This is a genomic window from Chryseobacterium defluvii, from assembly GCF_003634775.1.
Taxonomy (GTDB): Bacteria; Bacteroidota; Bacteroidia; order Flavobacteriales; family Weeksellaceae; genus Chryseobacterium; species Chryseobacterium defluvii.
The window spans coordinates 84,162-109,405 of the sequence record NZ_RBXB01000003.1 but is presented as its reverse complement, the minus strand read 5'-3'; the positions used below and the strand labels follow the sequence as shown (position 1 = coordinate 109,405).

General features: G+C 36.0%; 24 protein-coding genes. 6 read left to right on the top strand and 18 right to left on the bottom strand.

Annotated features, from left to right (window positions below; genetic code table 11):
- Window positions 1-39: 39 nt before the first annotated feature.
- The 3 genes from BCF58_RS12405 to BCF58_RS12395 all read left to right on the top strand — a co-directional run bounded on the left by BCF58_RS12405 (window position 40) and on the right by BCF58_RS12395 (window position 2,383).
- Complete coding sequence (locus BCF58_RS12405; RefSeq protein ID WP_121462151.1) at window positions 40-783, top strand: hypothetical protein; 744 nt, start codon at window positions 40-42, stop codon at window positions 781-783.
- 7 nt (window positions 784-790) lie between these two features.
- The gene (locus BCF58_RS12400) at window positions 791-1,564 is read left to right on the top strand and encodes a carboxypeptidase regulatory-like domain-containing protein (protein ID WP_121462150.1); all 774 of its coding nucleotides are present in this window, start codon (window positions 791-793) and stop codon (window positions 1,562-1,564) included.
- A gap of 84 nt (window positions 1,565-1,648) precedes the next feature.
- A complete protein-coding gene (locus tag BCF58_RS12395; protein WP_121462149.1) occupies window positions 1,649-2,383 on the top strand; it encodes an SIMPL domain-containing protein in 735 nt (244 codons plus the stop codon).
- A 121-nt stretch (window positions 2,384-2,504) separates the two neighbouring features.
- Here the strand turns inward: BCF58_RS12395 and BCF58_RS12390 are convergent, their stop codons facing one another.
- The 7 genes from BCF58_RS12390 to BCF58_RS12360 form a co-directional block, all read right to left on the bottom strand.
- On the bottom strand, window positions 2,505-3,017 hold the full coding sequence (locus tag BCF58_RS12390; protein WP_121462148.1) for a GNAT family N-acetyltransferase: 513 nt from the start codon (window positions 3,015-3,017) through the stop codon (window positions 2,505-2,507).
- Window positions 3,018-3,019: 2 nt separating this feature from the next.
- The gene (locus BCF58_RS12385) at window positions 3,020-3,241 is read right to left on the bottom strand and encodes a PspC family transcriptional regulator (protein WP_007839346.1); all 222 of its coding nucleotides are present in this window, start codon (window positions 3,239-3,241) and stop codon (window positions 3,020-3,022) included.
- Window positions 3,234-4,505, bottom strand: a complete 1,272-nt coding sequence (locus BCF58_RS12380; RefSeq protein WP_121462147.1) for a DUF2851 family protein — start codon at window positions 4,503-4,505, stop codon at window positions 3,234-3,236. The genes BCF58_RS12385 and BCF58_RS12380 overlap by 8 nt, the downstream gene beginning before the upstream one ends.
- Window positions 4,506-4,657: 152 nt before the next feature.
- Window positions 4,658-5,125, bottom strand: coding sequence for a DoxX family protein (locus tag BCF58_RS12375; RefSeq protein ID WP_121462146.1), 468 nt, complete (start codon window positions 5,123-5,125; stop codon window positions 4,658-4,660).
- Between the two features lie 63 nt (window positions 5,126-5,188).
- Window positions 5,189-5,770: a Crp/Fnr family transcriptional regulator gene (locus tag BCF58_RS12370; protein WP_121462145.1), complete on the bottom strand. Its 582-nt coding sequence runs from the start codon at window positions 5,768-5,770 to the stop codon at window positions 5,189-5,191.
- A 38-nt stretch (window positions 5,771-5,808) separates the two neighbouring features.
- Window positions 5,809-6,957, bottom strand: coding sequence for an N-acetyl-alpha-D-glucosaminyl L-malate synthase BshA (gene bshA, locus BCF58_RS12365; protein WP_121462144.1), 1,149 nt, complete (start codon window positions 6,955-6,957; stop codon window positions 5,809-5,811).
- A 4-nt stretch (window positions 6,958-6,961) separates the two neighbouring features.
- Window positions 6,962-8,713, bottom strand: a complete 1,752-nt coding sequence (locus tag BCF58_RS12360; RefSeq protein ID WP_121462143.1) for a glycoside hydrolase family 3 protein — start codon at window positions 8,711-8,713, stop codon at window positions 6,962-6,964.
- Window positions 8,714-8,829: 116 nt separating this feature from the next.
- Between BCF58_RS12360 and BCF58_RS12355 the strand changes: the two genes are divergently transcribed.
- Complete coding sequence (locus BCF58_RS12355) at window positions 8,830-9,357, top strand: hypothetical protein (RefSeq protein WP_121462142.1); 528 nt, start codon at window positions 8,830-8,832, stop codon at window positions 9,355-9,357.
- 75 nt (window positions 9,358-9,432) lie between these two features.
- Here the strand turns inward: BCF58_RS12355 and ribA are convergent, their stop codons facing one another.
- From ribA to BCF58_RS12315, 8 genes are all read right to left on the bottom strand, one after another.
- Window positions 9,433-10,029 (bottom strand): GTP cyclohydrolase II, encoded by a 597-nt coding sequence (gene ribA, locus BCF58_RS12350; RefSeq protein WP_121462141.1) that lies wholly within the window; start codon window positions 10,027-10,029, stop codon window positions 9,433-9,435.
- 18 nt (window positions 10,030-10,047) lie between these two features.
- A complete protein-coding gene (locus tag BCF58_RS12345; protein WP_121462140.1) occupies window positions 10,048-10,506 on the bottom strand; it encodes a hypothetical protein in 459 nt (152 codons plus the stop codon).
- The gene (locus BCF58_RS12340; RefSeq protein ID WP_121462139.1) at window positions 10,503-11,117 is read right to left on the bottom strand and encodes a DUF4254 domain-containing protein; all 615 of its coding nucleotides are present in this window, start codon (window positions 11,115-11,117) and stop codon (window positions 10,503-10,505) included. The genes BCF58_RS12345 and BCF58_RS12340 overlap by 4 nt, the downstream gene beginning before the upstream one ends.
- Before the next feature lie 15 nt (window positions 11,118-11,132).
- Complete coding sequence (locus BCF58_RS12335; RefSeq protein WP_121462138.1) at window positions 11,133-11,345, bottom strand: twin-arginine translocase TatA/TatE family subunit; 213 nt, start codon at window positions 11,343-11,345, stop codon at window positions 11,133-11,135.
- 28 nt (window positions 11,346-11,373) lie between these two features.
- Window positions 11,374-12,930: a peptidoglycan DD-metalloendopeptidase family protein gene (locus tag BCF58_RS12330; protein WP_121462137.1), complete on the bottom strand. Its 1,557-nt coding sequence runs from the start codon at window positions 12,928-12,930 to the stop codon at window positions 11,374-11,376.
- The gene (locus BCF58_RS12325; RefSeq protein WP_121462890.1) at window positions 12,927-13,769 is read right to left on the bottom strand and encodes a DUF4292 domain-containing protein; all 843 of its coding nucleotides are present in this window, start codon (window positions 13,767-13,769) and stop codon (window positions 12,927-12,929) included. The genes BCF58_RS12330 and BCF58_RS12325 overlap by 4 nt, the downstream gene beginning before the upstream one ends.
- A gap of 104 nt (window positions 13,770-13,873) precedes the next feature.
- Window positions 13,874-14,890 carry a sugar phosphate nucleotidyltransferase gene (locus tag BCF58_RS12320; protein ID WP_121462136.1) on the bottom strand — a complete coding sequence of 339 codons (1,017 nt, stop codon included), beginning with the start codon at window positions 14,888-14,890 and terminating at the stop codon, window positions 13,874-13,876.
- Between the two features lie 165 nt (window positions 14,891-15,055).
- Window positions 15,056-16,507 carry a lipopolysaccharide biosynthesis protein gene (locus BCF58_RS12315; protein WP_121462135.1) on the bottom strand — a complete coding sequence of 484 codons (1,452 nt, stop codon included), beginning with the start codon at window positions 16,505-16,507 and terminating at the stop codon, window positions 15,056-15,058.
- Window positions 16,508-16,626: 119 nt separating this feature from the next.
- On the opposite strand from BCF58_RS12315, the gene BCF58_RS12310 reads away from it, so the two are divergent.
- On the top strand, window positions 16,627-17,964 hold the full coding sequence (locus BCF58_RS12310; protein WP_121462134.1) for a dihydroorotase: 1,338 nt from the start codon (window positions 16,627-16,629) through the stop codon (window positions 17,962-17,964).
- 222 nt (window positions 17,965-18,186) lie between these two features.
- Entirely contained in the window at window positions 18,187-20,340 is a 2,154-nt protein-coding gene (locus BCF58_RS12305) for an outer membrane beta-barrel family protein (protein ID WP_121462133.1), read from the top strand.
- Window positions 20,341-20,510: 170 nt separating this feature from the next.
- Here the strand turns inward: BCF58_RS12305 and BCF58_RS12300 are convergent, their stop codons facing one another.
- From BCF58_RS12300 to BCF58_RS12290, 3 genes are all read right to left on the bottom strand, one after another.
- The gene (locus BCF58_RS12300; protein ID WP_121462132.1) at window positions 20,511-21,407 is read right to left on the bottom strand and encodes a helix-turn-helix domain-containing protein; all 897 of its coding nucleotides are present in this window, start codon (window positions 21,405-21,407) and stop codon (window positions 20,511-20,513) included.
- Window positions 21,408-21,612: 205 nt separating this feature from the next.
- Window positions 21,613-22,620: an aldo/keto reductase gene (locus BCF58_RS12295; protein WP_121462131.1), complete on the bottom strand. Its 1,008-nt coding sequence runs from the start codon at window positions 22,618-22,620 to the stop codon at window positions 21,613-21,615.
- A 253-nt stretch (window positions 22,621-22,873) separates the two neighbouring features.
- The gene (locus BCF58_RS12290) at window positions 22,874-25,171 is read right to left on the bottom strand and encodes a GH92 family glycosyl hydrolase (protein WP_121462130.1); all 2,298 of its coding nucleotides are present in this window, start codon (window positions 25,169-25,171) and stop codon (window positions 22,874-22,876) included.
- Window positions 25,172-25,244: the final 73 nt, after the last annotated feature.

Below are 25,244 nucleotides of genomic sequence, written 5' to 3'. Positions count from 1 at the left end.
TTAAAAATAACTTTAGTTTTGCTTAATAAATAATAGCCAGTGAAACTTAAACTATTCTCTCTTTTACCTCTTCTCTTTTTTATCAATACCAGTGCTCAAGGTTACCTATTTGGAAAAGTAACTTCTGAGGAAAATATGGAAATGCAGGATGTTACGGTAATCAATATCAGGACCGATGAAAGAGTGCTGACTAACCAGGACGGACATTTTATGCTTTCGGGGCGTCAGGGCGATGAGCTACGCTTTGTAAAAGCGGGGTATGAACGCATTGTTAAAAAAGTTGTAGACATCAGTACCCCCTTACATATTTCTTTGATTAGAATTCCTACTCAGATTGCCGAAGTGGAAATAAAAAAAGGGATTACCGGAGATTTAAAAATAGATTCAAAAAATCTGAACAAGCCTAAAAAAGTTGAAAAGCTTCTTGATGACCTGGGTATTTATATGGCTCAAAAATCTGATCCCAGAGTGTTGGCAGCAAGGCCGGGAGAATTTGTGCAGCCTGTGACGAAAGGGACCTTTAGTTTTGGTAAAATAAAAAACAAATGGGATGACGTAGATTTCATGAACTACCTGATTACGGCCTTAGGGGAGCGGTATTTTACGGACCTTAAAATAGAAAAATCACAAATTCAACATTTTATATATTATGTTTTTGCAGGTGGTTTTGAGAGGAAAAATATTCTGAAATACGGATATTGCAGCGATACGGATCTGATGAGATTCCAACGGGCTGTACTTACCAGAATTTCTTCTTACAGAGCCCCGCAAACTCAAAAATAAATTGGAAATGAGAAGGCAGCTTGTCTTTGTCTTGTTATTTTTAGCTCACCTTGTACTTTCTCAACAGACGGTTACGGGGATCATCACGGATGAAAATGATATTCGTATGAATGCAGTAATCGTAATCAATATGTCAACAGATCAAAAAGTCCTCTGCAATTCTTCCGGGGAATTCAGTATTGTGGCTTCGAGGAATGATGAATTAAGGTTTGTAAAAGCAGGCTATGAAAGAGCATCAAAAAGAGTTCTTACTGATGGTATCAATTCGCAGTTAACCATTACTTTAACTCAGCTTCCTCAGGAAATTGAAGAAGTTCGTGTGGTTAAATTAAAAGGAGACCTATCGAAAGACTCCAGAACTGTGGCTAAAGTTGACAAAGCTGCACAGGTCCAGGAAGCAGTAGGCCTTCCACAACCTGTAGGAAAAATGAGGGAAAAGCCTGCGGAAGTAAAAAAAGTTCTGCTTCCTATGCTTTTAGGAAGTTTGGATATACAAGGGCTTTACGATCTGATAAGTGGCAAGGCAAGAAAACAAAAGCGAAAATATCAATATGAAGACTTGCAGGAGCATATTGCATGGATAAGGGATAGAGTAGATGATGACTATTTTGTGAAAGCCGGAATTCCCGTGGAAAGGATTTCAGAATTCATAGAGTTTTCATTTTTAATGAAGCCCCATATCCGTACGTTTGTTAAAGCCAAGAATTTATCAGCAGTACTACTAAGAATAGAAGAAACCATCCCGTTATATACCGAAAGATTGCAACAATCCCGGAAATGATAAAATGTTAAAAAAATCTTAAAATTTGGAATGGGAATTGATGTGATATTATAAATTGAAAAATCAAACCAATTCGCAAAATTTATGAATAAAAATATTATAGCTATTGCCATTGCGGCACTTGGCTTTATTATCGGACTCGGGCTTTTAGGAAACGCCATTAAAAACAGGAATAAATCTGAGAATACAATTTCCGTTACGGGTTTAGGAACCAAACAATTCACTTCTGATCTTATTACGTGGTCCGGAAGTTTTTCAAAAAATAATGTTGATCTGAAATCGGCTTATGATGAATTGGCTATAGACAGAAAGATCATCAATGATTATCTTATTTCAAAAGGGATAAAACAGGGTGAAATCGTATTTTCTTCAGTAGATATTCAGAAACAGTTCAGAAGCTATAATGATTCCAACGGGAATTATGTCCAGGGAGAATTTTCCGGGTATAACCTGACTCAAAAAGTTTCTATTGAAAGTAAGGAGGTTGCTAAAATTGAAAATCTTTCAAGAAATATCACGGAGATCATTAATCGCGGTGTTGAGTTTACCTCTTCCGCGCCTAACTATTTCTATACCAAGCTGGCTAGTGTGAAGCAGGAAATGATTGCTGCGGCAACCAAGGATGCGAAAGAGCGAGCTGAAAAAATTGCTGAAAATTCAGGAAGTAGTTTAGGCAATCTTAAAAAAGCCACAATGGGTGTCATTCAGATTACGGCCCCGAATTCTAATGAGGACTATTCCTATGGAGGCACCTTCAATACATCTTCTAAGGAAAAAGAAGCGAGCATTACCATAAAACTTGAATATCAGGTAAATTGATGTTAATCGCCCGCTGATTGAGCAGATAACGCAGATGTTTGCCCTTTATTTTTATCTGTGTAAATTGGTATCTGTGGGTGCTTAGAAAATAAAAAAGCCGGAAAATTTCCGGCTTTATATATTAATGATAAACGATATCATAAATTTCTTCTTTGATTTCTTTTAGGTTTTCGGGGGAATAGTTGGCTAATAGCCAAAGATCAAGTGCTTTTTTTCCTTCACCGTAACTTGGTTGTACATACATTTCATCAATTAATTTAAAACCGTTTTTCTGATAAAAAGAATATCGCCTCTGTGCATCTTCTCCTGCGTGTCCGGGTTCAATTTCAAGAATAATTCTCGGAAAATTTTTAAATAAATAGCCTGTGATATGTGAACCTAGTTTTTGACTTCTGAAGTCAGCAAACACTTCAAAATGCTCTACAAAAATATGGTTGCTTAATTCCCAAATGATCAGATATCCGATATTTTGGGCTTCATGCAGTACTGAGATTATTTTGACACTGGGATTGGAAAAAAGTCCTACAAACTGATACCAATCTCTTCTTTCATCTTCAGGGAAAGTGGTGCAGTAAGAATTGAAAATTTCCTGAATTCTGTAATCGTCGGGTGACGTAATCTGTAAAAACTCCATAGCTATAAATCAAAAACACTGGGTCTTCTTGTAATGAAAATATCCTTAATCCAAAGCGTAAATGCCAATCCGAGATAGATCAGGAAAAAAAATCCGGCTGTTGCAAAAGTAGAATAGATAAAGAAAACCCTCAGTTTAGAAACTGGAATTCCCAATTTGGCCCCCATTCTTGTAAGAACGCCAAACCATTCTCTTTCCATTTTATGACGAATATTATCAAGCATTTGAAGATTCTTTTAAAAGTTTAAATCCAATACTGCAATTTAAGCAATTTTTTTCTTTACACGCACCGGAATACTGATAAATAAGGCTTTGACTTTCCAAAGCACTCGTAATATCCAGTCCAAGATTTCTCCAATTATCAATAAGTGAATTTTTTTCTGCCGGAATATTTCTGTAAAAATCTAAGATCTCGTCTGTGATTTCTTCCTTATGGTATTTATGGTAGGTATATTTTAAAGGAAGAATGGTATTGAGAATAATGAGCTCTATAAAATCTTTGCTCAAATATTTAACATGGCTGGTTTTCGTAATTTTTCCAAAGCTAAAATGGTTATTCCAGTAATCAGATGCTTTTACCATTGCAAATAGTTGCATTAATTCATCCTTATTTTTTGCTGTAATGATTTTTGAGAATAAATGCTGTTGATTATAAAGGTCGGCAAGTTGAGATAAGCGGATCGTTGGAAAATTGGATGGCCTTAACCGCAGGAATTTAGGATGAAACCTGATATCAGAGATTCTGAATTTATTTTTTATAAAATCAAATTCTCTTTTCCATATTTTCATGGGTTCATCCTGCGGAATATCAAGCCAGCCGGAAATTCCGAATAATAATGCTTCCATTTGAACTTTATTTTGCCTGACTTTATTGATGATGCTGAAATCAATACTTTCTGCAATCTGCTTAAAAGTAAATGCATTGACCTTTAATCCGAAAGAATAGGCAAAGCTGTGGAATAAAACCGCTTCAAAATTATTTTTATATTCCTCTAAACTTTTTTCGAGCTCAACCGATTTTTCGTCTAGTTTTTTAATGATATTTTCTTCATGAAAATTGACAGGTATCTTATTTTTATCAAAAATGGATTCACATGGGATGAAATGACTTCCATTGACCAATTTTTCATATTGCAAAAGAAGCTGCTGATCAATATGATTCCTCAATTCCAAAGTCGGAATATTGTTGTTTTTTAAGTCGTCAATTTCAATATCATGATGGAAAACAACATGAAGGATTATATTTTCATAATTGGGGTCATTGGAGTGACGGTGGAAAATCCAGTCAGAAGACTTGATATGAAGCTCGATATTTCCTGCCAGAACAACATTGTTAATTTTAATTTTAGCCAGTAAGAAATCCGGACCCGCATTGGTGTTCCATTGTCCGAAGTCCAGGATTTCAATGGGAATCCCTTCAACATCCTTGAAGTCAGAATTGTTGAAAACCTTATGGTTCCAAAGATATTGAAGTAGTTTTTCAGTCATGAGTGTATTACAAATATAACAGAAGTATTATATTTTTGACAGTTTCATTTTGAAATTTTCTATGGTCGTTCTATAAATTTCTTCCTACATAGGATGAATGTTTTTCAATGTAAATTTTATAATAAGTTCTTTCGTCTTTTTATTTATTTTGGTTAAAAGTTCATGTAATACTGATTGGTTTTTTTTTGAATCAGCTGATCTGCCGAATACTTCCCGCTTCCATTCAGTAATAAAGCGATACATAAACCGATGACCAGTAAATGATACTCATAGCCTTCTCCTTTCTGATTGCCAAACCAATTCATAAAAAAACCATACTCTAAATGGGCTGTAAAAATGATGCCTGTAAATAAAATGCCGAAAATGATAGCCCATACTCTTGACGCAAATCCAATAATTAAAGAAATGGCACCAAAAAACTCTATCAGGATTACAGAGATTGAAATAAGCCAGGGCAGATGCATATGTACCGTTAAATGTTCCATCTCTTTACTAAATCCCGGTCCCTGAAACCATCCCAGCATTTTCTGTGCACCATGAGGAAAAATGATCAATCCAATCGTAAGTCTCATTACTAATCCTGTCCAGTCTTTGTGGGTGTTAAAAATTTTGTTTTTCATATGATAATTTTAAAACAAAATTGATCATAACAGGGAACAAAAAAATTAAAGTAGTTGAAGAAATTATCTCTGACTTAATTTTTTTCTAAGCATACTCAAAAATACCGGTGTGATGCCAAGATATGAGGCAATATGTTTTTGTGGAATTCTTTGTAAAAGGACAGGATACTTTTCAACAAAAGAAAGATATCGTTGTTCGGCTGTTTGGGAGAGGTTCTGATCGATTCTTTGTTGCTGTGCTACATAGGCGTTTTGGATGAGCTGCCTGAAATACCGTTCAAGTTTTGGGACTTTAAGATATAGCTTGTCCAGATCTGTTTTGGTGATCTGTAGAATTTCACTGTCTTCTAACGCAACAATATTATAAGAAGTAGACGTTTCGGTAAAGAAGCTTAATAAATCTCCCGTCCACCAATCTTCTATGGCAAATGTTAATGTATGCTCAAAGCCATTCTCATCAATTGAAAAGGTTCTCAGACATCCGCTGATGATAAAGCTTTCTGTTCTGCATATATCACCGCTTCTCAATAAAAACTCTTTCTTTTTTAAGCTCTTATAAGAGAATAATGAATGGATTAGCTCAACTTCTTCGGTATTGAGCTGTATGTATTTTGAAAAGTGATCAATTAATTGAGTCGATTCCATTGATCGTTTAGAGTATGATGAATGGTTATCCTATAGCATTACACTCTCGACAATTCTCTTTTAAAATTTTCTATGGTCGTTCTGTACATTTCTTCATAAATAGGAAGAATGTTTTTTAAATCGAATTTTACCGCCTGCTCTTTCGCATTTTTCTTCATTTTGGCTAAAAGATCTTCATTGCTTAAAAGCTTAATGGTATAATTGCTCATGGCTTCTACATTTCCGATCTCAGCTAAATAACCTGTTTCTCCCTGGATATTTACTTCTGGAATCCCTCCTGCATTGGAACTGATAACAGGTGTATTCGCTGCCATCGCCTCAAGCGCAGCTAAACCAAAGCTTTCCTGTTCGGAAGGAAGCAGAAACACATCCGAAAGCTGTAGAATCCTGTACAGGTCGTTTACTTTTCCAAGAAGGCGGATCTTGGAAATCAGTTCCGGGTTTTCCTCCAGGAATTGATTGATTTTTTCCATATCCGGCCCTTCCCCGATGATAATCAGCTTGGATTTTACTTTTTTCTCTACATTTTTGAAAATCTGCAGCACTTCTTCTACACGTTTTACCGGTCTAAGGTTAGAAACATGGATCAATATCTTTTCATCAGGATTGGCAAACTGGGTTCTTTGACATTCGTTGCAATCATCAAACTCGGAATTATCAATAAAATTGGTAATCACCTGAATTTCTTTCTTGATATTGAAAAACTGTAAAGTATCTTTTTTTAAACTTTCAGATACGGATGTAATGGCATCTGATTTATTAATAGAGAATTCTACGGCATGCTTATAGCTCGGGTGTTGCCCTACTAACGTAATATCCGTTCCGTGAAGTGTTGTAACCAATGGAATGTCATTATCATCTTCCTGAAGCATTTGCTTGGCTGTAAAGGCTGCGTAAGCGTAAGGAATAGCGTAATGGGCATGAAGTAAATCCAGCTTATAAAGATTAACGACACGGTAAATCATGGAGCTTAACGCAATGTCATAAGGTTGATACTGGAAAAGAGGGTAGGTCTGGACATTCACCCGGTGAAAGAAAATGTTAGGATTTGTGATGTCTAATCTTGCCGGAAGAGCAGAGCTGATAAAATGAACTTCATAGCCTTTGTTGGCGAGAGACATTCCGAGTTCCGTTGCTACGATTCCGCTTCCTCCGTATGTTGGATAGCAAAGTATGCCTATTTTCATTATTTTATGGTTGTTTTGGTGTTGTGAATACTGTTGAACTTGTATTGGAATTAGCGGAAACAGTTACTATATTTAAATCCATTCCCATTCCTGCTTTGAGGTTGTCATTGACCAATACGGGGAGTCTTCCCCATATTTTTGTTTTTCCATTCAATGCATCTGCCGTTGCAGTCATAGAATCATCATTGTTCTCATAAGAAACCAGAACCGTAGAAACCTTTGATAGATCCATATCTTTTAATGCATATGCGCTTCCGAAAACATTTAAGATCACATTTTGTTTTTTTGAGAGATCAGCTACTATTTTCTTTGATTCTGCTGAAATTTTATAAGGTTTATAAGCGGTAGAATTATCTTTATGCAACCCTACAATTACCGTTGAACCTGCCGGAATTGTATTAATTTCACTGGCTTTTTTCACTATTACCGTTGTACCCAAATTTAATTGGTTGACAAAAGTCTGATAAGGAGCTTCTTCTAATGGAACATAATAATAGGTTCCTTTGCAGTTAAGCGGAAGCAGCTTTTTCTCATCCTTTAGCAAGGTTAATGCATTTGCATAAAGGTTTTGGACTAACTTCTTATGGGAATTATTATTAAGATCATAATTAACGTTGTCCGGATTCTTCGGAGAGTATTGAGATAGTCCCAGAAAATATTTGGTCAATAAAATTTTCTTTACACTTTCCTCCACTCTGGACTGAGGGATTTCTCCATTGTCAATAGCCTTCTGAATTAGTTTTTTTCCTTCAGCTACACCTTGAGAGAATAACATGATGTCGTTTCCTGCCTTAAAGGCTAAAGCATCGAGTTCTCCCGGAGTGTACTTATTGGCTACGGCGCCCATATTTAACGCATCAGTAATGATAAGTCCTTTGAAGCCCAGTTTTTCTTTCAGTAAGCCTGTAATAATGTTTTTAGAAACAGAAGCCGGAATTCCTTTGCCTGATTCCAAAGAAGGAACGTATAAATGAGCTACCATAACCCCGCCGATTCCTTTATTCATTAAGGCCTTGAATGGGGCTAATTCAACAGTATTCAATCTGTCGATATTGTGAGAAACAACCGGGAGATCAAGGTGTGAATCCGTACTGGTATCACCATGACCCGGGAAATGTTTTATGGCGGCCAGAATATTATGATCCTGTAACCCGTTTGAATAGGATAGTGCTGAATTGATCACATTATTCACCTCTGAACCAAAGCTTCTGTTCCCGATGATCGGGTTATTTGGATTGGTATTAACGTCAACAACCGGGGCAAAATCCCAATTGATTCCCATTCTTTTACAGTCTTCAGCAATTTTTGAAGCCATCTGATAAATTAAGTTTTTATCCTGAATAGCTCCTAAAGTCATTGCCCACGGAAATTTATGAGCAGCAGCAATTCTTTGATATAAGCCCCATTCCGCATCCATTCCGATCATTAAGGGAACTTTGGATTTCTGTTGGAATTCATTGACGAGGTTAATTTCCCTTGCCGCATCATCCTGCATCAGGATCAAACCGCCTATTTTATCGTTTACAACAATATTCCTTACCTGATTGATGTGGCTTTCGTCTTTGTTGGTATAAAGAGCCACAATAAAAAGCTGTCCTAATTTTTCATCCTGTGAAAGGGAATTGTAGGTCTTATCCACCCACTGCTGAGCTTTATTCAGGTCAGCCTGAGAAAGGTTTTTAGGCTGATACTGTGCTGCTACTTTAGAACTGATAAAAGAGAATACGATGAAGGATATGTAAACTATTTTGTTCATGATTTTTGAATAAGAACAAAAATACAATTAAAAAAATCAGGATAAAGAATGTTTTTGAGTTTTTTGGTATATGTTTTGAATGTGCATAATCAATAATAAACTAAACTCTTATTACAATGAAAAAATTTCTTCCATTTTTATTTTTGGCTTTTGTGAGCTTATTCATTTTTAGCTGTGATGATAATAATGATGATGTGGTTTACGAAGATCATGATACTTACTCAGTAGCGTACGATATTAATCCTACTTTTAGTAAAGTAAATACTAATTTGTATGAATATAGTGATGAATTTAATACCCCTTTGGTAGAATCTGATGTTGTTCTCATTTATTTACAGACAGGACTTACGACAAACAACTCTCCAATCTGGAAATTACTTCCATATACTTTTTATGTAGGAAATGCAAACAATGATGAGGTTGATTATACATTTGATTTCAGTAAATATGATATTGGAATTTATGTGAATTCTACTTCTACATTGAATTTAGATACCAACTCCACGTATTATACCAATAAAAAATTCAGAGTGGTGGTTGTTCCGGCAAGTACAGGGAAAAATGCTAGTGTAGATTATAATGACTATAATGCTGTAGTTCAATATTACAATATTGATGAGTCTAAAATCAAAACGAAGCCTTAATCAGAAAATATCTTTTCAGTTTTTTATAATTACAAAAAAGCTCCGGGAGAAATTCCGGAGCTTTTGCTTTATATTTTAATTATCATTATCATCCAAAAGATGTCCAAAGTAATCTTTCTTTGTTTTCAGGTATCCCCTGCTTATATCGTTGGCCGGTATTTGTAAAGGAATCCTGGAATTAAGGTGGATATTACTTTCTACTACATGTTTTACCTTTTCAGGATTATTGGTCAGAAGGTTAACGTCTTTTACGTTCAACAGGTTTAAAATTTCAATTGCTACTCCAAAGTTCCGGTCATCTGCAGGAAGTCCCAATTGTAAATTGGCTTCTACAGTATCCAATCCTTTTTCCTGTAATGAGTAGGCTTTAAGCTTATTGATAATTCCTATGTTCCTGCCTTCCTGGCGAAGGTAAATAATTATCCCTCCATTTTCATGGATATATTTCATGGCTGCATCTAATTGCTGGCCGCATTCACATTTTTTTGAATGGAAAACTTCTCCGGTAATACATTCTGAGTGGAAACGGACATTTACAGGTTGAGAAAAATCTGTATTTTCCGCTATAATAGCCATATGAGGCATCCAGTCATTTTCGTTTTCGGAGAAAGCAATCATCCGGAAAGTACCGTGTTCCGTAGGAACGTTGGCTTCCGCCTGAATCTTAATCATTAATAGTTTAATAGTTTTTTAGTTTCCTTTTAAAGAATCTTCGATAACAGTGATATTGGTTTTTAATCTTACCAGGTATCTGTTGAGAACTTCATCATCATCCTTATTAAGATTCTGTCTGAGCTTCTGAATTTTTTTATAGGCCTTTTCAAAGCTTTTAATGGCTCTGTTTTTTCCGGATAGATTATTGGCATCTATTGCATATAAATAATTCTGAAGGCTGTATTTCAATGAAGTTATTTCTTCATTTAAAGCTGCATTCTTAAACTGTGGGAAGGTTGAAATTAGATTGGAGATTTCCGAAGCATTTACATTTTCCTTGATGTTAATATCAATGCTTTTCTTTGCTCCCCTGTCGGAATCTGAACCCTTTGAGTCACTGTAAAAATTATTAGACAACGGAGAAAAATTCAATTTTTCCGTTGCACAGGAAGTTATGATTAGTAGTAGTACTCCAAAAAAAATTAGTCGTTTCATTTCTGTTGCCCCTTTTGATAAAGGATTGGGTTAAGACTTTCATCGTTATACATTTTCATTTGTTTGTATACTTTCATCTTAACATTACCGTTCTCAATATCAGCAAGCAACTGATTAATGGAAGTTGAGAGATCCTCTTTCTGTATAAGAAGCACGTCCAGCTTTGCCTGGCAATTGGAACGGTGCTCTTCAGAAGCGGATTCTCTATTAGCTTCTAGTGACATATGATAAACCTTCAGTGCAAGTATTGATAATCTGTCCACAGCCCAAGCGGGTGTTTCCGTATTGATTTTTGCATCGGGTTTAGGAGTTATATTTTCAAACTTTTTAAGAAACCAACTGTCTATAAACTCTACCAAATCAGTTCTTTGCTGATTGGAGGCGTCTATTCTTCTTTTGAGTTGAAGAGCTTCAGTCGGATCAATATTTTCATCTCTAATTATATCTTCCAAATGCCATTGAACGGTATCAATCCAGTTCTTTGCATACAAAATCCGTTCCAAACTATCTTTGTCGAACGGATTATTAATTAGAGTGTTAACGTCATCAAGCACGTGATAATCTTCAATAGATTGGTTGAAGACTTTCCATGCAGTTTCAGTAAAGTTCATTAATTAAAAAGAATTTTAGTTACTAGAAGAGTTATTATGAGTTGAAGAATTTTTATTCTCTGAACCTGGTTTGTCTTCTTCTTTTACAGCATCTTTAAATTCTTTGATTCCTGAACCTACTCCTCTCATCAGTTCCGGAATTTTTTTACCTCCGAAAAGCAATACAAGAAGTATCGCTACGATGAGAATATGTTGCCATGATAAGGCTAATATTGTTAATGTTTCCATTCTAAATTTTTTGCAAAGTTAATCTTTTTTAATAAGAAACCCAACCTAATGGATCAACTGGCGTGCTGCCACTCCATACTTGGAAATCAAGGGTGTAGGAACCGTCAAAATCCTGTCCTACAGTCCCCACGGGAGTACCGGCAGAAACCTGTTGTCCTTTGGAAACACTTACACTTCCCAGATTGGAATAAATGGTGAAGTAGGTTCCATGCTTTACAATCACAGTTTTAGTACCGTCGCTGCTCGCCAAAACTGATGTTACAGATCCGGGGAATACAGACTTGGCACGAGTACCTGAAGGTACGGAAATTTTTATCCCGTTATTCTCTTCAACAATATTTTTCAGAACCGGATGTTGTTGTCTTCCGAACCGGTGTGTGATTTGTCCTTTGTCAACAGGAAAGCCTAATCTCCCCTTATTGGCGGCAAAATTATTTCCGGCTGCTGCAGAAACACCAAAATTGGTCATTGCTTTAGATTCGGCTGCTTTTTTCTCGTCTTCTTTTTTCTTGGCTAGTGCAGCTTCTGCAGCTTTGGCAGCCGCTAATTTGTTGGCCGCTTCCCTTGCTTTTGCATTGGCTTCTTCTGAAGCTTTTGTAGCAGCCACTTTCCTTGCTGCATCTTTGGCACTTGCTTCCGATCTGGCTGCTTCTTCCGTACGTTTTCTTTCTTCTTCAGCTCTTTTTGCTGCTAAATCGGCTGCTTTTTTTGCTTCGGCTTCTGCGAGCTTTCTTTCTCTTTCCAAAGCTTCTGCCCTGGCTTTATTTTCAGCCTCAATTCTTGCTTTTTCTCTTTCAGCAGCCAGTTTGGCCAAACGTATTTTTTCCGCTTCGGCTTTTTTTCTGGCTTCTTCTTCTGCTTTAGCTATTCTTATTTCTTCTGCAATGATGGTGCGGATCTGGGCTTCAACGGCTTTGTTTTGAGTCTGCTTTTGCTTGAGTTCTGCCGTTAGCTTGGCTTCATTTTTCTTGAAATCCGCAACAAGTTGTTCTTTTTGGGCTCTTTCAGCATTAATGGTCGTTAAATCCTTTTGCTGATTGACAAGAAGAACTTCTTTGTCCTTAACTGATTTTTGTCTTTGAGCTATTGATTTTTTGATTTGAGTTGCTGCATCTGTAATTTCAGCTGCTTTCTTATCTTGATAATCAGAGTATTGTTTTAGATATTGTACTCTTCTTATAGCTTCTCCTAAATTTTTTGAAGAAAGGATGAAAGTTACCTTATTTTGTACCCCTTTGTTTTTATAGGCATTTACTAAAACTTCAGCATAATTCTTTCTAAGGATTTCTAATTCTCTGTTCTGACGGTTGATTTCCAGCTGCCGAAGGTAAATTTCATCTTCAATGAATCTTTTTTCTTTTTGGGTATTGTTGTATACCTTTTCTCTTAACGCCAGTTTTTTATTAACGTTGGTGAGATAGGCTATAGAAAGCTTGGATTCGTTTCTCGTTTTTGCTAACTCAGAATTTATTTGCGCAATTTGTTTTTTAAGTTCAGCATTTTGTTTTTGTAATTGCTCTTTTTTTTGCCCATACTGCAAACTGAACAACAAAATACCTATTAAAAAGCTAAATTTTTTAATCATTTAATCTCAATTTTCTTATAATTGGCTGGAACTGAATAGGGAGTTTCCATCTTCAAAAAATCAAATTTCGTATTTTCCATTAAAATCTGACTGCTTTTTGAGCCTTTTATAATTATTTTAACATTTTTTGGTAAACGAATTCCATTATATTCATCCCAGTTGCTGTAAGAAATTTCCAGCTCATCAGGAGACAAAACATCTTTCAGCTGAACGCTTAATAAATCATAATTTTCATCGTATTGCAGTGATATTTTATACTCTCTTGATTTTTCATCCGTTTCAATCCTCTGATTGGCATTTGAAACCATTTTATAACCCTGAGCATTTTTGGTAAGGGTGAACTGGGAATCACTGATTTTTACAAAGGTTCTTCCCATTAATATTTTCTCAAGAGATTTATAGTCTATGAAATTAACATTCAGTAAATTGTTGAGGTAATCAAAATCAGAGTCAATATAAGCCTTATTGGTTTTGTCATATCCCTTTACGCCTTCTGGGGTTGCTATTCCTCTTGCCACATTGATGAATAAGGCTGATAAATTCATCCATACTTTTTGATTGTTTTCAATATAAATGGTGGCATCCAGGGTAGGGACAAAACTTCCGGTCTCAACGTTTACTTTACTATTGATTTTGATCTGGTCAAACTTAGGGGGAATAAGCACATGCTCGTAAAAAGTAAGCTTATCTCTTACGGGTTCATTGGCATCTTTTGGATCATTACTGTTCTCTACGTATGTGCTGTCCTGTAAACTGCCGTTGTTTTTCTTGGCTGCATTCCGTGTTTTACAAGATGAGACAAGGAGAAGTAATATAATGAATGGGATCCAGTGTTTCATGTATTTATTATCTTTCATATATAAGAAAAACGTTGCAATATTAACGCCAAACCACACAAAATCTTTTTGTGTGGTTTGATTATATTATTATTTATAAAAACTTTCTATTTAGATAAGAAATCCAGAACGGAATAATCTCCCAGGGAAATTTCTCTCGCTACTCCAAAATATTGTGCGGAATTACCAATCATTGAATTAGATAGGTTCCCATGATTGATCTGGGTGTTTTCCTGGATCAATGAATTTTCGATATTGGAGTTAACGATGATTGTATTATTCCCCAATGAAACGCCCGGGCCTATCTTGGAATTGGAAATTTTCACATTCTCGCCAATAAAGCAAGGCGGGATAATAAGTGAATTTTCGATTTGAGCGGTTGCCGGATAAGTGGACATTTCCTCTTTTTCATAAGCAAGAATTTTACTGTTGGTATTTACGGTTGCATTTTTATTTCCGCAGTCCATCCAGTCATTTACTTTGCCCAGTGTGAATTTAGCACCTTTTGCCCTTAGGTTTTCTAAAGCTGTTGTCAATTGATATTCACCTCCGTTTTTGATATCATTATCCATGATATAATTGATTTCATCCATCAGTTTTTCAGCACTGTTGAAATAATAAATACCGATAATGGCAAGATCAGAAACGAATGTCTGTGGTTTTTCAACAAAATCGGTAATGAATCCATAGTTATCCAATTTCACTACTCCAAATGCGGAAGGATCTTCTACGCTTTTTACCCAGATCACACCGTCTGAATTTTTATCCAGCTGAAAATCTGCACGGAAAAGGGTATCTGCAAAAGCGATCACAACATTACCCTGCATGGAAGCTTCAGCGCATTTTATAGCATGGGCTGTTCCCAACGGATCGTTTTGATAATAAATGCTTCCTTTAGCACCTAGCTTTTCAGCGATCTGAATTAACGATTTTTCAATTTCAGAACCGAAATCTCCGATAATGAAAGCTACTTCTTCTATTTCTTCGCCAGCTACTTTGGCTATATCTTCTACCAGTCTTTGTACGATGGGTTTTCCGGCAATAGGGATAAGGGGTTTTGGAACAGTCAACGTATGTGGACGTAATCTGGAGCCACGTCCAGCCATAGGTACAATAATTTTCATATTCTAGTTATACTATTTGTATTTCTTTGTTATTAAAAATCAAAAAAATCATATTGATTTTTGGCAAATGTAATTAAAATTCACAGATACTTGATGTAGATTCGATGAAAGATTGCGGCTTGAGTTATGAGAAATGTTTTAAACAATTGATAATGCTGATGATAGCTATCTTTTGAGTATCTTTTTTATAATAGTTTTTTCATTAAAAGCAACTAATGCGAAGAATGCTAACAGGAATAAATTACCCACAAAATAGTTGGTTCTGAAGAAATAAAATGAAACTAATGATAATGAAATCGTAACCGCAAGATACAATACTATTTTACCTGTATTATAATGAATGGGATATTGCATTTGCCCCCAAATATAGGAAATGACCATCATCGACGTAAAAGTGATCAATGCTGCTATTGCACTTGCCCAATATCCATATTCAGGAATGAATAAGAAATTGATAAGTACCGTAATAATGGCACCGATTATAGAAATATACAAACCTACTTTTGTTTGGTCAGATAATTTATACCATATAGATAAATTAAGATAGATTCCCAGAAATAGGGCGCCTAACATCACAAAAGGAATAATTTCAATCCCTTCATAATACAGGGGATTTCTGAGGTATTTTTCAGATATCCATTGCAGATTGACCATAAGGCCCATGTAAATTACACAGCTGCAGATCACAAAAATATCCATCAATACGGCATATGTTTTATGAGAATCTTTATTCTTGAAGCTTGAGAAAAAATAAGGTTCAATCCCCAATTGATAAGCTTGTCTGAACACCGTGATAAAAGTTGCTATTTTATAAACTGCACCATAAACACCAATTTGGTGACGTGCTTCTTCATCCGGGAGAAGATATTTCAGGAATTGTCTGTCCAATGTCTGGTTCACGATACCTGCGAGTCCTGCAATCATTACAGGCCATGAATAGTTCATGATCCTTTTCCATAATTTGAAATCGAATTTTGAAATACTGAAGTTTACAAACTCTTTTCCTACGATAAGCAAAGTGATGATGCTCTGTACAAGGTTGGCAACAAAAACATACCCTACCCCGAATTCCGGATCATACTTTAATCCTAAAATTCCTTCAGGATGCTTTGGAAGCCATTTGATAAAAAAGACTACCAAAAAGAAGTATACCAGTGACCCTGCCACTTTGGAAAGCATATATTGAAAAGCTTTTCCTTCGAGCCTTAAGATGGCAGAAGGTATAGTGGAAAACGCATCCAATGACAAAATAAACAGGAAAATGACTAAAAAACTGACCTGATCGGGAGTTTCAAAAGCATTGGCTAAATCCTGCCTGAAAATGTACCCCAGGATAAGGTAGATAAGACCTATGCCAATAATACTCATGGAGCAAGTAGAAATTAAAATCTTTTTATCGATGCTTTCTTCCTGTGCAAAACGGAAAAAAGAAGTTTCCATACCATGGGTAAGCAAAACGGTAATTACTCCGGCAATAGAATACCAATCAACGAAAGGAGATGAAGCAGCTGGTCCAAAAGCCTTGGTAACTATGGGCGCAATAATGAACGGAAAGATTCTGACCAATACAGAACTAAGACCATATACTGCTGTTTGCCCAAATAATTTCTTATACAATTCTGAAAATTTTCTGCAAATGTAAATATTAGATTTTAGAATTTTCAGACTTATGTTTAAAAATCGTTTTTGAAAGCTTAATTTTGCGGAAATGAATCTTTTATATCAAAAAAAGTAAAATGAAGACCCTAATTAAAAATGTAAAAATCGTTAACGAAGGACTGATCTTTGAAAGCGATATTTTAATTGAAAATGATGTGATTTCTACAATAAATTCTACTATTTCTGAAGAAGCAGACCAGATCATTGACGGTTCCGGAAAGTATCTTTTGCCCGGAGTTATTGATGATCAGGTGCATTTCCGTGAACCGGGACTGACCCACAAAGGAGATATTGAAAGTGAATCCAGATCGGCAATCGCAGGAGGTGTAACGAGTTTTATTGATCAGCCGAATACCGTTCCGAATGCAGTAACCCAGGAATTACTAGCAGATAAGTATGAAATTGCTTCTCAGAAAGCTTATGCCAACTACGGCTTTATGATGGGGGGAACCAATGATAATCTGGAGGAGGTTTTAAAGACCGATCCGAGAAATGTACCGGGAATCAAACTTTTTTTAGGTTCTTCTACCGGAAATATGCTGGTTGATAATCCGGAGACACTGGAAAATATTTTCAGCAATACCAAAATGTTGATCGCCGTACACTGTGAAGACGAAGCAACCATTAAAGCAAATACTCAGAAGTATATAGACGAATATGGTGAAGATATTCCGGTGAAATTTCATCACCTGATCAGAAGTGAAGAAGCCTGCTATAAATCTTCTTCAAAGGCTATCGAGCTGGCACAAAAAACAGGTGCGAGGCTTCACGTTTTTCATCTTTCAACAGCGAAAGAAACGGCACTCTTCAGAAACGATATTCCTTTACAAGATAAAAAAATTACAGCGGAAGTTTGTGTTCATCATTTAACGTTTACCAATGAAGACTATGAAAAGAAAGGAGGATTAATCAAATGGAATCCTGCCGTAAAAACTCAAAAAGATAAAGACGGACTTTGGGAAGCACTTCTGGATGACAGAATCGATATCATTGCAACAGATCATGCCCCTCATACAGCGGAAGAAAAACAAAATGTTTATACAAAATGCCCTTCCGGAGCCCCTTTGGTACAGCATTCATTAATTGTGATGCTTGAAAATTATAAAAACGGACGGATTTCTTTAGAAAAAATCGTTGAGAAGATGTGCCATAATCCGGCTATTCTTTTCAGAGTGGAGAAAAGAGGGTTTGTAAGAGAAGGGTATAAGGCGGATTTGGTTTTGGTTGATGTAAATGAAAACTGGACGGTTGCTAAAGACAATATTCTTTATAAATGTGGTTGGAGTCCATTGGAAGGAATGAATTTCCATTCCAAAGTTACCCATACATTTGTAAACGGCCATCTGGTTTATGATAATGGGACAATTAATGAAGAAAAATTCGGAGAGCGATTGCTTTTTGAAGTTCAGGAATAACATGTAATATTTTTGAAGCAAAATATTTATAAACTCAGCCTCATATGTTTTAGCATGTGAGGTTTTTTAAATGTAAGGCCGTTATATTTGAAATACGTCACTATATTTAGAAATAATTTTCAATAAAACTAATTGATTATCAGTTTATTTTATTATTATTTTTTTATCTGTGTAACAAAATTCTAGGATAGACTGTCTTATTCAGTAAAGAATTAATACTTCATGAAGCTATTTTTAACATTGGGAGGATCTCTGTTGAGTACTTTCATTGTCGCACAGACTCAAAAAGACACTCTTAATAAACAGAAAGAAATAGAAGTCGTCACCATTGTTGCCAAAAAACCAACGGTGGAAAGTAAGGCAGACAGAACGGTTTTCAATGTTGCCAACAGCTCTATTCTGGCCGGGAATACGACCTGGGATATCGTAAAAATGTCTCCTTTGGTAAGTGTAGACAATAATGATGTAATAAAAGCAGAGGGAGAATCGGTAACGGTTTACATCAACGACAGAAAATCGGTTTTTACAGGGAAAGAACTGAAAGAATATCTCAAAACGATTCCTGCGGATAACCTCCTGAAAATTGAAGTTATTACCAGTCCCTCTTCCCGGTATGAAGCAACAGGAGCTGTGATCAATATCGTATTGAAAAAACGTGATGATGAAGGTTTAAAGGGCAGTATCTCTCTTACCAATACTCAAAATACGAAGAATAACCAGTATGGAAGTTTAAACCTCAATTATCATAAGAAAAGCTTCACACAAACCTTTACGGGGAGTTATAGCGATAATACTTTTATAACACAAAATTCTGCCAGGAATACTTATTATAAAGATCATTTAGTAACCGTTATTGATACTGAAAATACTTATAAAAACAGGAATCCTTCCGTTTCATCAACTTCGGAATTTGAGCTTGACGAAAAAAATAACATCGGTTTGGTTATGGAATATTATCAGGGTGACGGAAATGCTTTTTCCAATGCTGCAGGAGCCAATTATCTCAATGATGTCTTTCAGAATTCTTATGTTCAGGATCAAAACTCATCTTCGCTTACACGTAATTTGGGAACCAATATTTTTTATAAATATTACGACAAGGAAAAAAACAAAATCTTGGATATCAATTTGGGGAGCAATTATAATTCCAATGACGGAGTAACAGATTTTATTAAAACATTCAATACTTCGGTAACTCCAGAAGGATCGCGTATTGATCATTATACTCAGAACCGGAATTATTATCTGAAGGTGGATTATACAACGCCATTAGGAAAGAATGGTGGAAATCTTGAAGTGGGTGGAAAAGCCAATTTTAATAATAATGTAATTCCCAATACCTATTATAATTTTTCCAATGGTGATTGGATTTTTGATGATACAAGAAGCAATAATTTTCATTATTCGGATAATATCAATTCTGTGTATGCCAATTACAGCAAGACATTTTTCAAAAAATTGGAAACCAGAATCGGGTTGCGTTATGAATATATCCGTTTCAAAATCAGGCAGGATGTAGGAAATATTGAACGAACTGATTCCTATGGAACACTTTTACCCAACCTTTTGCTGAAATACTCTTTCTCCAATAATTATGATTTAACCTTAACGTATAATCATAGCCTTTGGCGTCCTTGGTATGCGGAATTTAATCCTTTTCTTATGCCTAACAATGACGGATTGTATTCAAGGGGAAATATGGATCTTCTTCCTAACCCGAACGACAGGGTTGCATTGAAGTTAGGACTATTTAAAAAGTATTTTATCTCTGCAAGATATATGTTCACCGATCAGGATTACTGGAATACTTTTGTGGAAGAAGACGGTAAAACAATTTCTCAGCCGGCTAACTTCAAAGGTAAAGTTGAAAAATTCTATCTTTTTGCCAACACTAATCAGAATTTACTGAAAAACAAGCTGAATATCAATTTCGGAATTGGTTGGTATTATATAGACAATAGTGATTTCAATACAAGAAATAATTTGTCATCTCAAAATTACATCAGCTATTTTTCGGGCTCTACCAATCTCTCTTATACCAATCTTTTCAATAAAAACATTAATCTGGGCGCCTGGTTTAGCGTTGATAATCAGAATAGCGGTAATTCTATTGCCAACAAAACCAATTTCTTTCATAATATTTCGGTAACAAAAATATTTCCGGCATCTCAGATAGAAACCAGTCTTCAGCTGATGAATATTTTCAAGAGACCGAATATGAATACCACTACCTACAGCCAGATTGGTACTTTTCAAAATTCTAACCGATGGGATTGGTACGGATTTTCCCTTACGTTCGTCAAACGTTTCGGAAACCAGAAGGTAAAAGAAAATACAAAGACGGGTACTGAGAAGAATGAAGGTGGAGGGAAATAAAATTATAGATTTTGGGTTTTAATTATTAATGATTGAAATTCAAGACGAGATTTCTAAGTTCGGTATAACAATTCAGATAAGTATATCAATCTGAGCGGGCATTATAGTCCGCTTTTTATTTTGGAACCTTGTCAAATGCAATATCTGTAAAATCTTGGAAGTATGTAAAATTAATTAAAAGACTGCCTAAATTCCAGCGGGGACATATTCGTTTTCTTTTTAAACAATGTACTAAAAGATTGCGAATGCTCAAATCCCAATTCATACGCGATTTCACTCACTGAAAGATCTGTTGTCGAAAGTTTTTCTTTCGCTTTGCTGATAAGCTTTTCATGAATATGCTGCTGCGTGTTCTGCCCGGTATGAATTTTTAAAAGATCACTCAGATAATTTGGAGAAAGATTCATTGCTTCTGCAATTTGATGCACCGTTAAAAGTCCTTTATCAGAAGATTCTTTATCAAAATAATCATTTAAATAAGATTCAAATTTCGTTAACAGTTGATGGCTTCCACTTTTTCGGGTAATGAACTGTCGCTCATAGAAACGTTTAGAATAATTCAGCAGCAATTCAATCTGCGACAAAATAATTTCCTGCGTGTGATGATCGATATGCTGACATTCCTTATCGATTTTATACATAATTTCAAGCAGATCATTTTCCTCGTCCTCAGACAAATGTAAGGCTTCATTCACGGCGTACGAGAAAAACCCATAAGAAGAAATTGTCTTTGCCAAAGGATGTTTCAACAGATAATCTTCATGGAAAATCAGCAGATACCCTGTATTTTCACACTCCATTGTCTTCAGATCCAGGTATTGGACCTGATTCGGTGCCGTAAAACTCAATACACCTTTATCATAATCATAATGTTGCTGGCCGTATTTTATTTTTCCTTTTGCATTTCGTTTTAGAGCAACACAATAATACCTGCTCACAAAACCTTTCCATATATCATCCTCAATGAAAACACTTTCATAAAGATTAATAACACTTACCATCGGGTGCTTCGGCTCGGGAAGAGAAAGCAATTTGTGAAATGCCGAAATAGATTTTATTGTGTTCATAACGTTTAAACTTTTTATGGCGCCTTTTTGCGTCTGAATTTACCTGAGCTTGTTGAAGAACTCCCGCTTTTATTATATTATAAATGGTGTGATTATATATCATTCTGACGAAGGAAGAATCTTGGAAAAAAAGAAATTGAGATTTTCCTTCGCCGGAATAACAATCGACTCAAATAATTTAATTTTAAGCAAATAAAGGTACAAATTAATAATCCAAAAGCGCCATTCCGAAGTCATCATAAGTTGCTCCCGTATCTGTTCCCAAAGGGATAATACTTTCCAGTTTTTGAATTTCAGATTCACTCAGCTGAATATTTGCTGCTTCAATATTGTGCTCAAGATATTTTCTGCGTTTCGTTCCCGGAATAGGAAGAATTCCTTTGCTGATGATCCACGCCAAAGCCAATTGAGATGAAGTGATATTCTTTTCTTTAGCCAAATCTTCAATGGCTTCCACCAACTCAATATTCTTATAAAAATGTTGCTCCTGAAAACGAGGAATTCCTCTTCTGAAATCATTTTCCGGCAAATCATCAATAGTTTTGATATTCCCTGACAAAAAGCCTCTTCCCAAAGGTGAATACGCAACAAAACCAATTCCCAGTTCATTCAATGTTTTGATAACTCCTTTTTCTTCAACAGTTCTTTCAAAAAGAGAATATTCACTTTGTACTGCAGAAACCGGATGAACGGCATGGGCTCTTTTCACTGTTTCGGATGACACTTCCGACAAACCGATATAACCGATTTTTCCTTCCTTCACCAAATCACTCATTGCTCCGACAGTTTCCTCGACAGGTGTATTTTTATCAAGACGGTGCATGTAATAAAGGTCGATGTAATCTGTTTTTAGATTTTTCAGAGAACGTTCTATAGATTTTTTTACATAATCTTTTGTTCCGTTGATTTTCCAGGTTACTTGCTCGTTGTCATCAATCTCCCAACCGAATTTTGTTGCAATAATATACTTATTGCGATTACCTTCAATCGCTTTTGCAATCAGCTGTTCGTTTTTGAAAGGACCGTACAGGTCCGCAGTATCCAGAAAATTTCCACCCAATTCCAAAGAACGGTGAATCGTTGCAATAGCTTCTTTCTCATCAGTTTTGCCATACATGTCTGCATCACCAAAACCTGTCATTCCCATACACCCCAATCCAATCTTCGGAACTATTAATCCCTGATTTCCTAATGTTACCTGATTCAATTTCATATCGTTGATTTTTATTGACACAAAATTCAACAGAAATTAGAAATCGAATGTATGCAAAATCATGGTTGTTGTATGCAAATTACAGATTGTGGTTTTGAATTTTAATTATTTACCAATTTATCAAGGAATTAAGCCCCAATCTGCGGGATAAAATTATGAATAGAGATTCTTTTTCCAGTTTTCGCTCCACTCAGAATGACAGATTGTGTAATAATTGTTAGTGAAAATTAGTGCAGTTCGTGTTTAGAGAAAACTATTTTCTAGGTTTAAAACTCATATAAAAACTCAATTTCCCGCCCTTCATAATATCAGAATGTTTTAAAGTGAAGTTTTTGATTTCCTTCCCATTCAAAAGAATTTTTTCTACATACACATTCTTCGGGCTTTGATTGATCGCTTCAATTTCAAATGTCTTTCCGTTTTCTAAATTAAGAACAGCATGATCAACAGCCGGGCTTCCGATTGCATAATCTTCCGATCCGGGAGCTACAGGATAAAATCCCAATGAACTTAAAATATACCAGGCGCTCATTTGTCCGGCATCATCATTTCCTCCCAATCCATCAGGGGTTGCTTTATATTGCATTTCCAGGATATGTCTGATCTGAGCCTGTGTTTTCCAAGGTTGTCCTGCCCAATTGTAAAAATAGGCAACGTGGTGGGCCGGCTCATTCCCGTGAACATATCCGCCGATAATTCCTTCTCGTGTAATATCTTCTGTATCTGCGAAAAATTCATCAGGTAAATGCATGGTGAACAATTCATCCAGTTTTGCCGCAAATTTTTTCTTTCCGCCCATCATCTGAATAAGCCCGTCAGGATTATGAGGCACAAAAAAGCTGTAATTCCAGGAATTGCCTTCAATGAAACCCTGGCCGTGCGTACTTAACAAATCGAAATCTTTTTTGAAGCTTCCATCTGTCAGACGCGGACGCATGAAGCCAACGCTTTTATCAAAATTATTTTTCCAGTTTTCGGAACGTTTGATGAATTGATTATAAATTTCAGTTTCTCCTACATGTTTTGCTAATTGAGCAATGGCCCAATCGTCATAGGCGTATTCCAATGTGTTGGAAACTGAGGTTCCGTTTTTCTCTGCAGGGATGTATCCCAAATCCATATAATACCCGATTCCTTCATAATCTCTTTTGCTGGCGGTTTCCACACATGCTTTCAATGCTTCTTTTGGATCCCCGTCATAATTTCCTTTAATAATAGCATCAGCAACTACGCTTACACTGTGGTAGCCGCTCATGCACCAGTTGTCGTTCGCATAATGGGACCATATTGGCAACATTTTCATAGAAAACTGATTATAGTGGGCCATCATGGATTTCACCATATCATTGTTGCGCTTAGTCTGGGTGATGTTGAAAAACGGATGCAAAGCACGGTATGTATCCCAAATTGAAAACGTAGTGTAGTTGGTAAAGTTATCAGTTTTATGAATATTCTGATCCAAACCTTTGTATTCATCATTTACATCCATATATATGGTCGGATTAATGAATGTATGATACATAGCCGTATAAAAATTGGTTTTCTCAGTCTCCGACCCCTGAATCACAATTTTATTGAGCTCTTTATTCCAAGTTTCCTGTGCTTTGGCTTTTACCTGATCAAAAGACAGGTTTCCGGCTTCTTTTTCCAGATTATCTAATGCATTAGCCTGACTTACCGGAGAGATGGCTAATTTGAGTTCTATGGCTTCATTTTCATTCGTGTCAAAATCGAAATACATTTTCAGGTTTTTTCCGGCGATTTCAGGGAAATTTTTAGTCTGATCAAATTTTCTCCAGAATCCTCTGTACACCTGTTTCTCATCATAGTTTTTCTGGCCATAAGATTTAAACGGCTTTGAAAACTTCATGGCAAAATAAACTGTTCGTGTTCTCGCCCAACCATTGGTTTGTCTATAACCTGTGATTGTGTTATCATTTTCGGCACGCACGTAGGTCCATACATTTTTGCCGTCATAATTATAAATTCCGGCCATCAGATCTAAAATAATATGGGCCTGATCTGATTTTGGAAAAGTATAACGGTGTACTCCAACTCTGGTTGTAGCCGTAAGTTCAGCCAGAATATTGTTTTCATCAAGCTTTACCTGGTAATACCCGGCTTCGGCTTTTTCATTTTGATGTGAAAACCGGCTTCTATAACCTTTTTCGGGATTTGAAGCCGTCCCTGGATTTAATTGTAATGTTCCGACAGTCGGCATCACCAGGAAATCTCCAAGGTCCGAATGCCCGGTTCCGCTGAAATGGGTAGAACTGAAACCCACGATCGTTTTATCTTCATACCGGTAACCTGCACAATATTTGTAAACCTCGCCATTGTATTTTCCGTTGAGTTCATAAGAAATGGAGTCTGTCTCGGGACTTAGCTGTACTGCACCAAACGGAACGGTGGCTCCGGGATAGGTGTGTCCCATTTTTTCAGTTCCTATAAGAGGATTTACATATTGATAAAGTTTTTTGAATTGTTGAGCTTTATAATGTAAACTAAAAAGTAAAAGAAGTAAAAAAACAGAGGTTCCTGATCTTTTCATGAATGAATATTTTTCGCAGAGTAAATGTAAAGAAAATCAAACAATAACTGTTTGTTATTTTGAATGGGTGTGC

What these genes read in the sequence shown, in the direction of transcription:
- BCF58_RS12400 (WP_121462150.1), top strand. Translation starts at nt 791, where the DNA reads ATGAGAAGGCAGCTTGTCTTTGTCTTGTTATTTTTAGCTCACCTTGTA.
- BCF58_RS12395 (WP_121462149.1), top strand. Translation starts at nt 1,649, where the DNA reads ATGAATAAAAATATTATAGCTATTGCCATTGCGGCACTTGGCTTTATT.
- BCF58_RS12390 (WP_121462148.1), bottom strand. Translation starts at nt 3,017, where the DNA reads ATGGAGTTTTTACAGATTACGTCACCCGACGATTACAGAATTCAGGAA.
- BCF58_RS12385 (WP_007839346.1), bottom strand. Translation starts at nt 3,241, where the DNA reads ATGCTTGATAATATTCGTCATAAAATGGAAAGAGAATGGTTTGGCGTT.
- BCF58_RS12380 (WP_121462147.1), bottom strand. Translation starts at nt 4,505, where the DNA reads ATGACTGAAAAACTACTTCAATATCTTTGGAACCATAAGGTTTTCAAC.
- BCF58_RS12375 (WP_121462146.1), bottom strand. Translation starts at nt 5,125, where the DNA reads ATGAAAAACAAAATTTTTAACACCCACAAAGACTGGACAGGATTAGTA.
- BCF58_RS12370 (WP_121462145.1), bottom strand. Translation starts at nt 5,770, where the DNA reads ATGGAATCGACTCAATTAATTGATCACTTTTCAAAATACATACAGCTC.
- bshA (WP_121462144.1), bottom strand. Translation starts at nt 6,957, where the DNA reads ATGAAAATAGGCATACTTTGCTATCCAACATACGGAGGAAGCGGAATC.
- BCF58_RS12360 (WP_121462143.1), bottom strand. Translation starts at nt 8,713, where the DNA reads ATGAACAAAATAGTTTACATATCCTTCATCGTATTCTCTTTTATCAGT.
- BCF58_RS12355 (WP_121462142.1), top strand. Translation starts at nt 8,830, where the DNA reads ATGAAAAAATTTCTTCCATTTTTATTTTTGGCTTTTGTGAGCTTATTC.
- ribA (WP_121462141.1), bottom strand. Translation starts at nt 10,029, where the DNA reads ATGATTAAGATTCAGGCGGAAGCCAACGTTCCTACGGAACACGGTACT.
- BCF58_RS12345 (WP_121462140.1), bottom strand. Translation starts at nt 10,506, where the DNA reads ATGAAACGACTAATTTTTTTTGGAGTACTACTACTAATCATAACTTCC.
- BCF58_RS12340 (WP_121462139.1), bottom strand. Translation starts at nt 11,117, where the DNA reads ATGAACTTTACTGAAACTGCATGGAAAGTCTTCAACCAATCTATTGAA.
- BCF58_RS12335 (WP_121462138.1), bottom strand. Translation starts at nt 11,345, where the DNA reads ATGGAAACATTAACAATATTAGCCTTATCATGGCAACATATTCTCATC.
- BCF58_RS12330 (WP_121462137.1), bottom strand. Translation starts at nt 12,930, where the DNA reads ATGATTAAAAAATTTAGCTTTTTAATAGGTATTTTGTTGTTCAGTTTG.
- BCF58_RS12325 (WP_121462890.1), bottom strand. Translation starts at nt 13,769, where the DNA reads ATGAAACACTGGATCCCATTCATTATATTACTTCTCCTTGTCTCATCT.
- BCF58_RS12320 (WP_121462136.1), bottom strand. Translation starts at nt 14,890, where the DNA reads ATGAAAATTATTGTACCTATGGCTGGACGTGGCTCCAGATTACGTCCA.
- BCF58_RS12310 (WP_121462134.1), top strand. Translation starts at nt 16,627, where the DNA reads ATGAAGACCCTAATTAAAAATGTAAAAATCGTTAACGAAGGACTGATC.
- BCF58_RS12305 (WP_121462133.1), top strand. Translation starts at nt 18,187, where the DNA reads ATGAAGCTATTTTTAACATTGGGAGGATCTCTGTTGAGTACTTTCATT.
- BCF58_RS12300 (WP_121462132.1), bottom strand. Translation starts at nt 21,407, where the DNA reads ATGAACACAATAAAATCTATTTCGGCATTTCACAAATTGCTTTCTCTT.
- BCF58_RS12295 (WP_121462131.1), bottom strand. Translation starts at nt 22,620, where the DNA reads ATGAAATTGAATCAGGTAACATTAGGAAATCAGGGATTAATAGTTCCG.
- BCF58_RS12290 (WP_121462130.1), bottom strand. Translation starts at nt 25,171, where the DNA reads ATGAAAAGATCAGGAACCTCTGTTTTTTTACTTCTTTTACTTTTTAGT.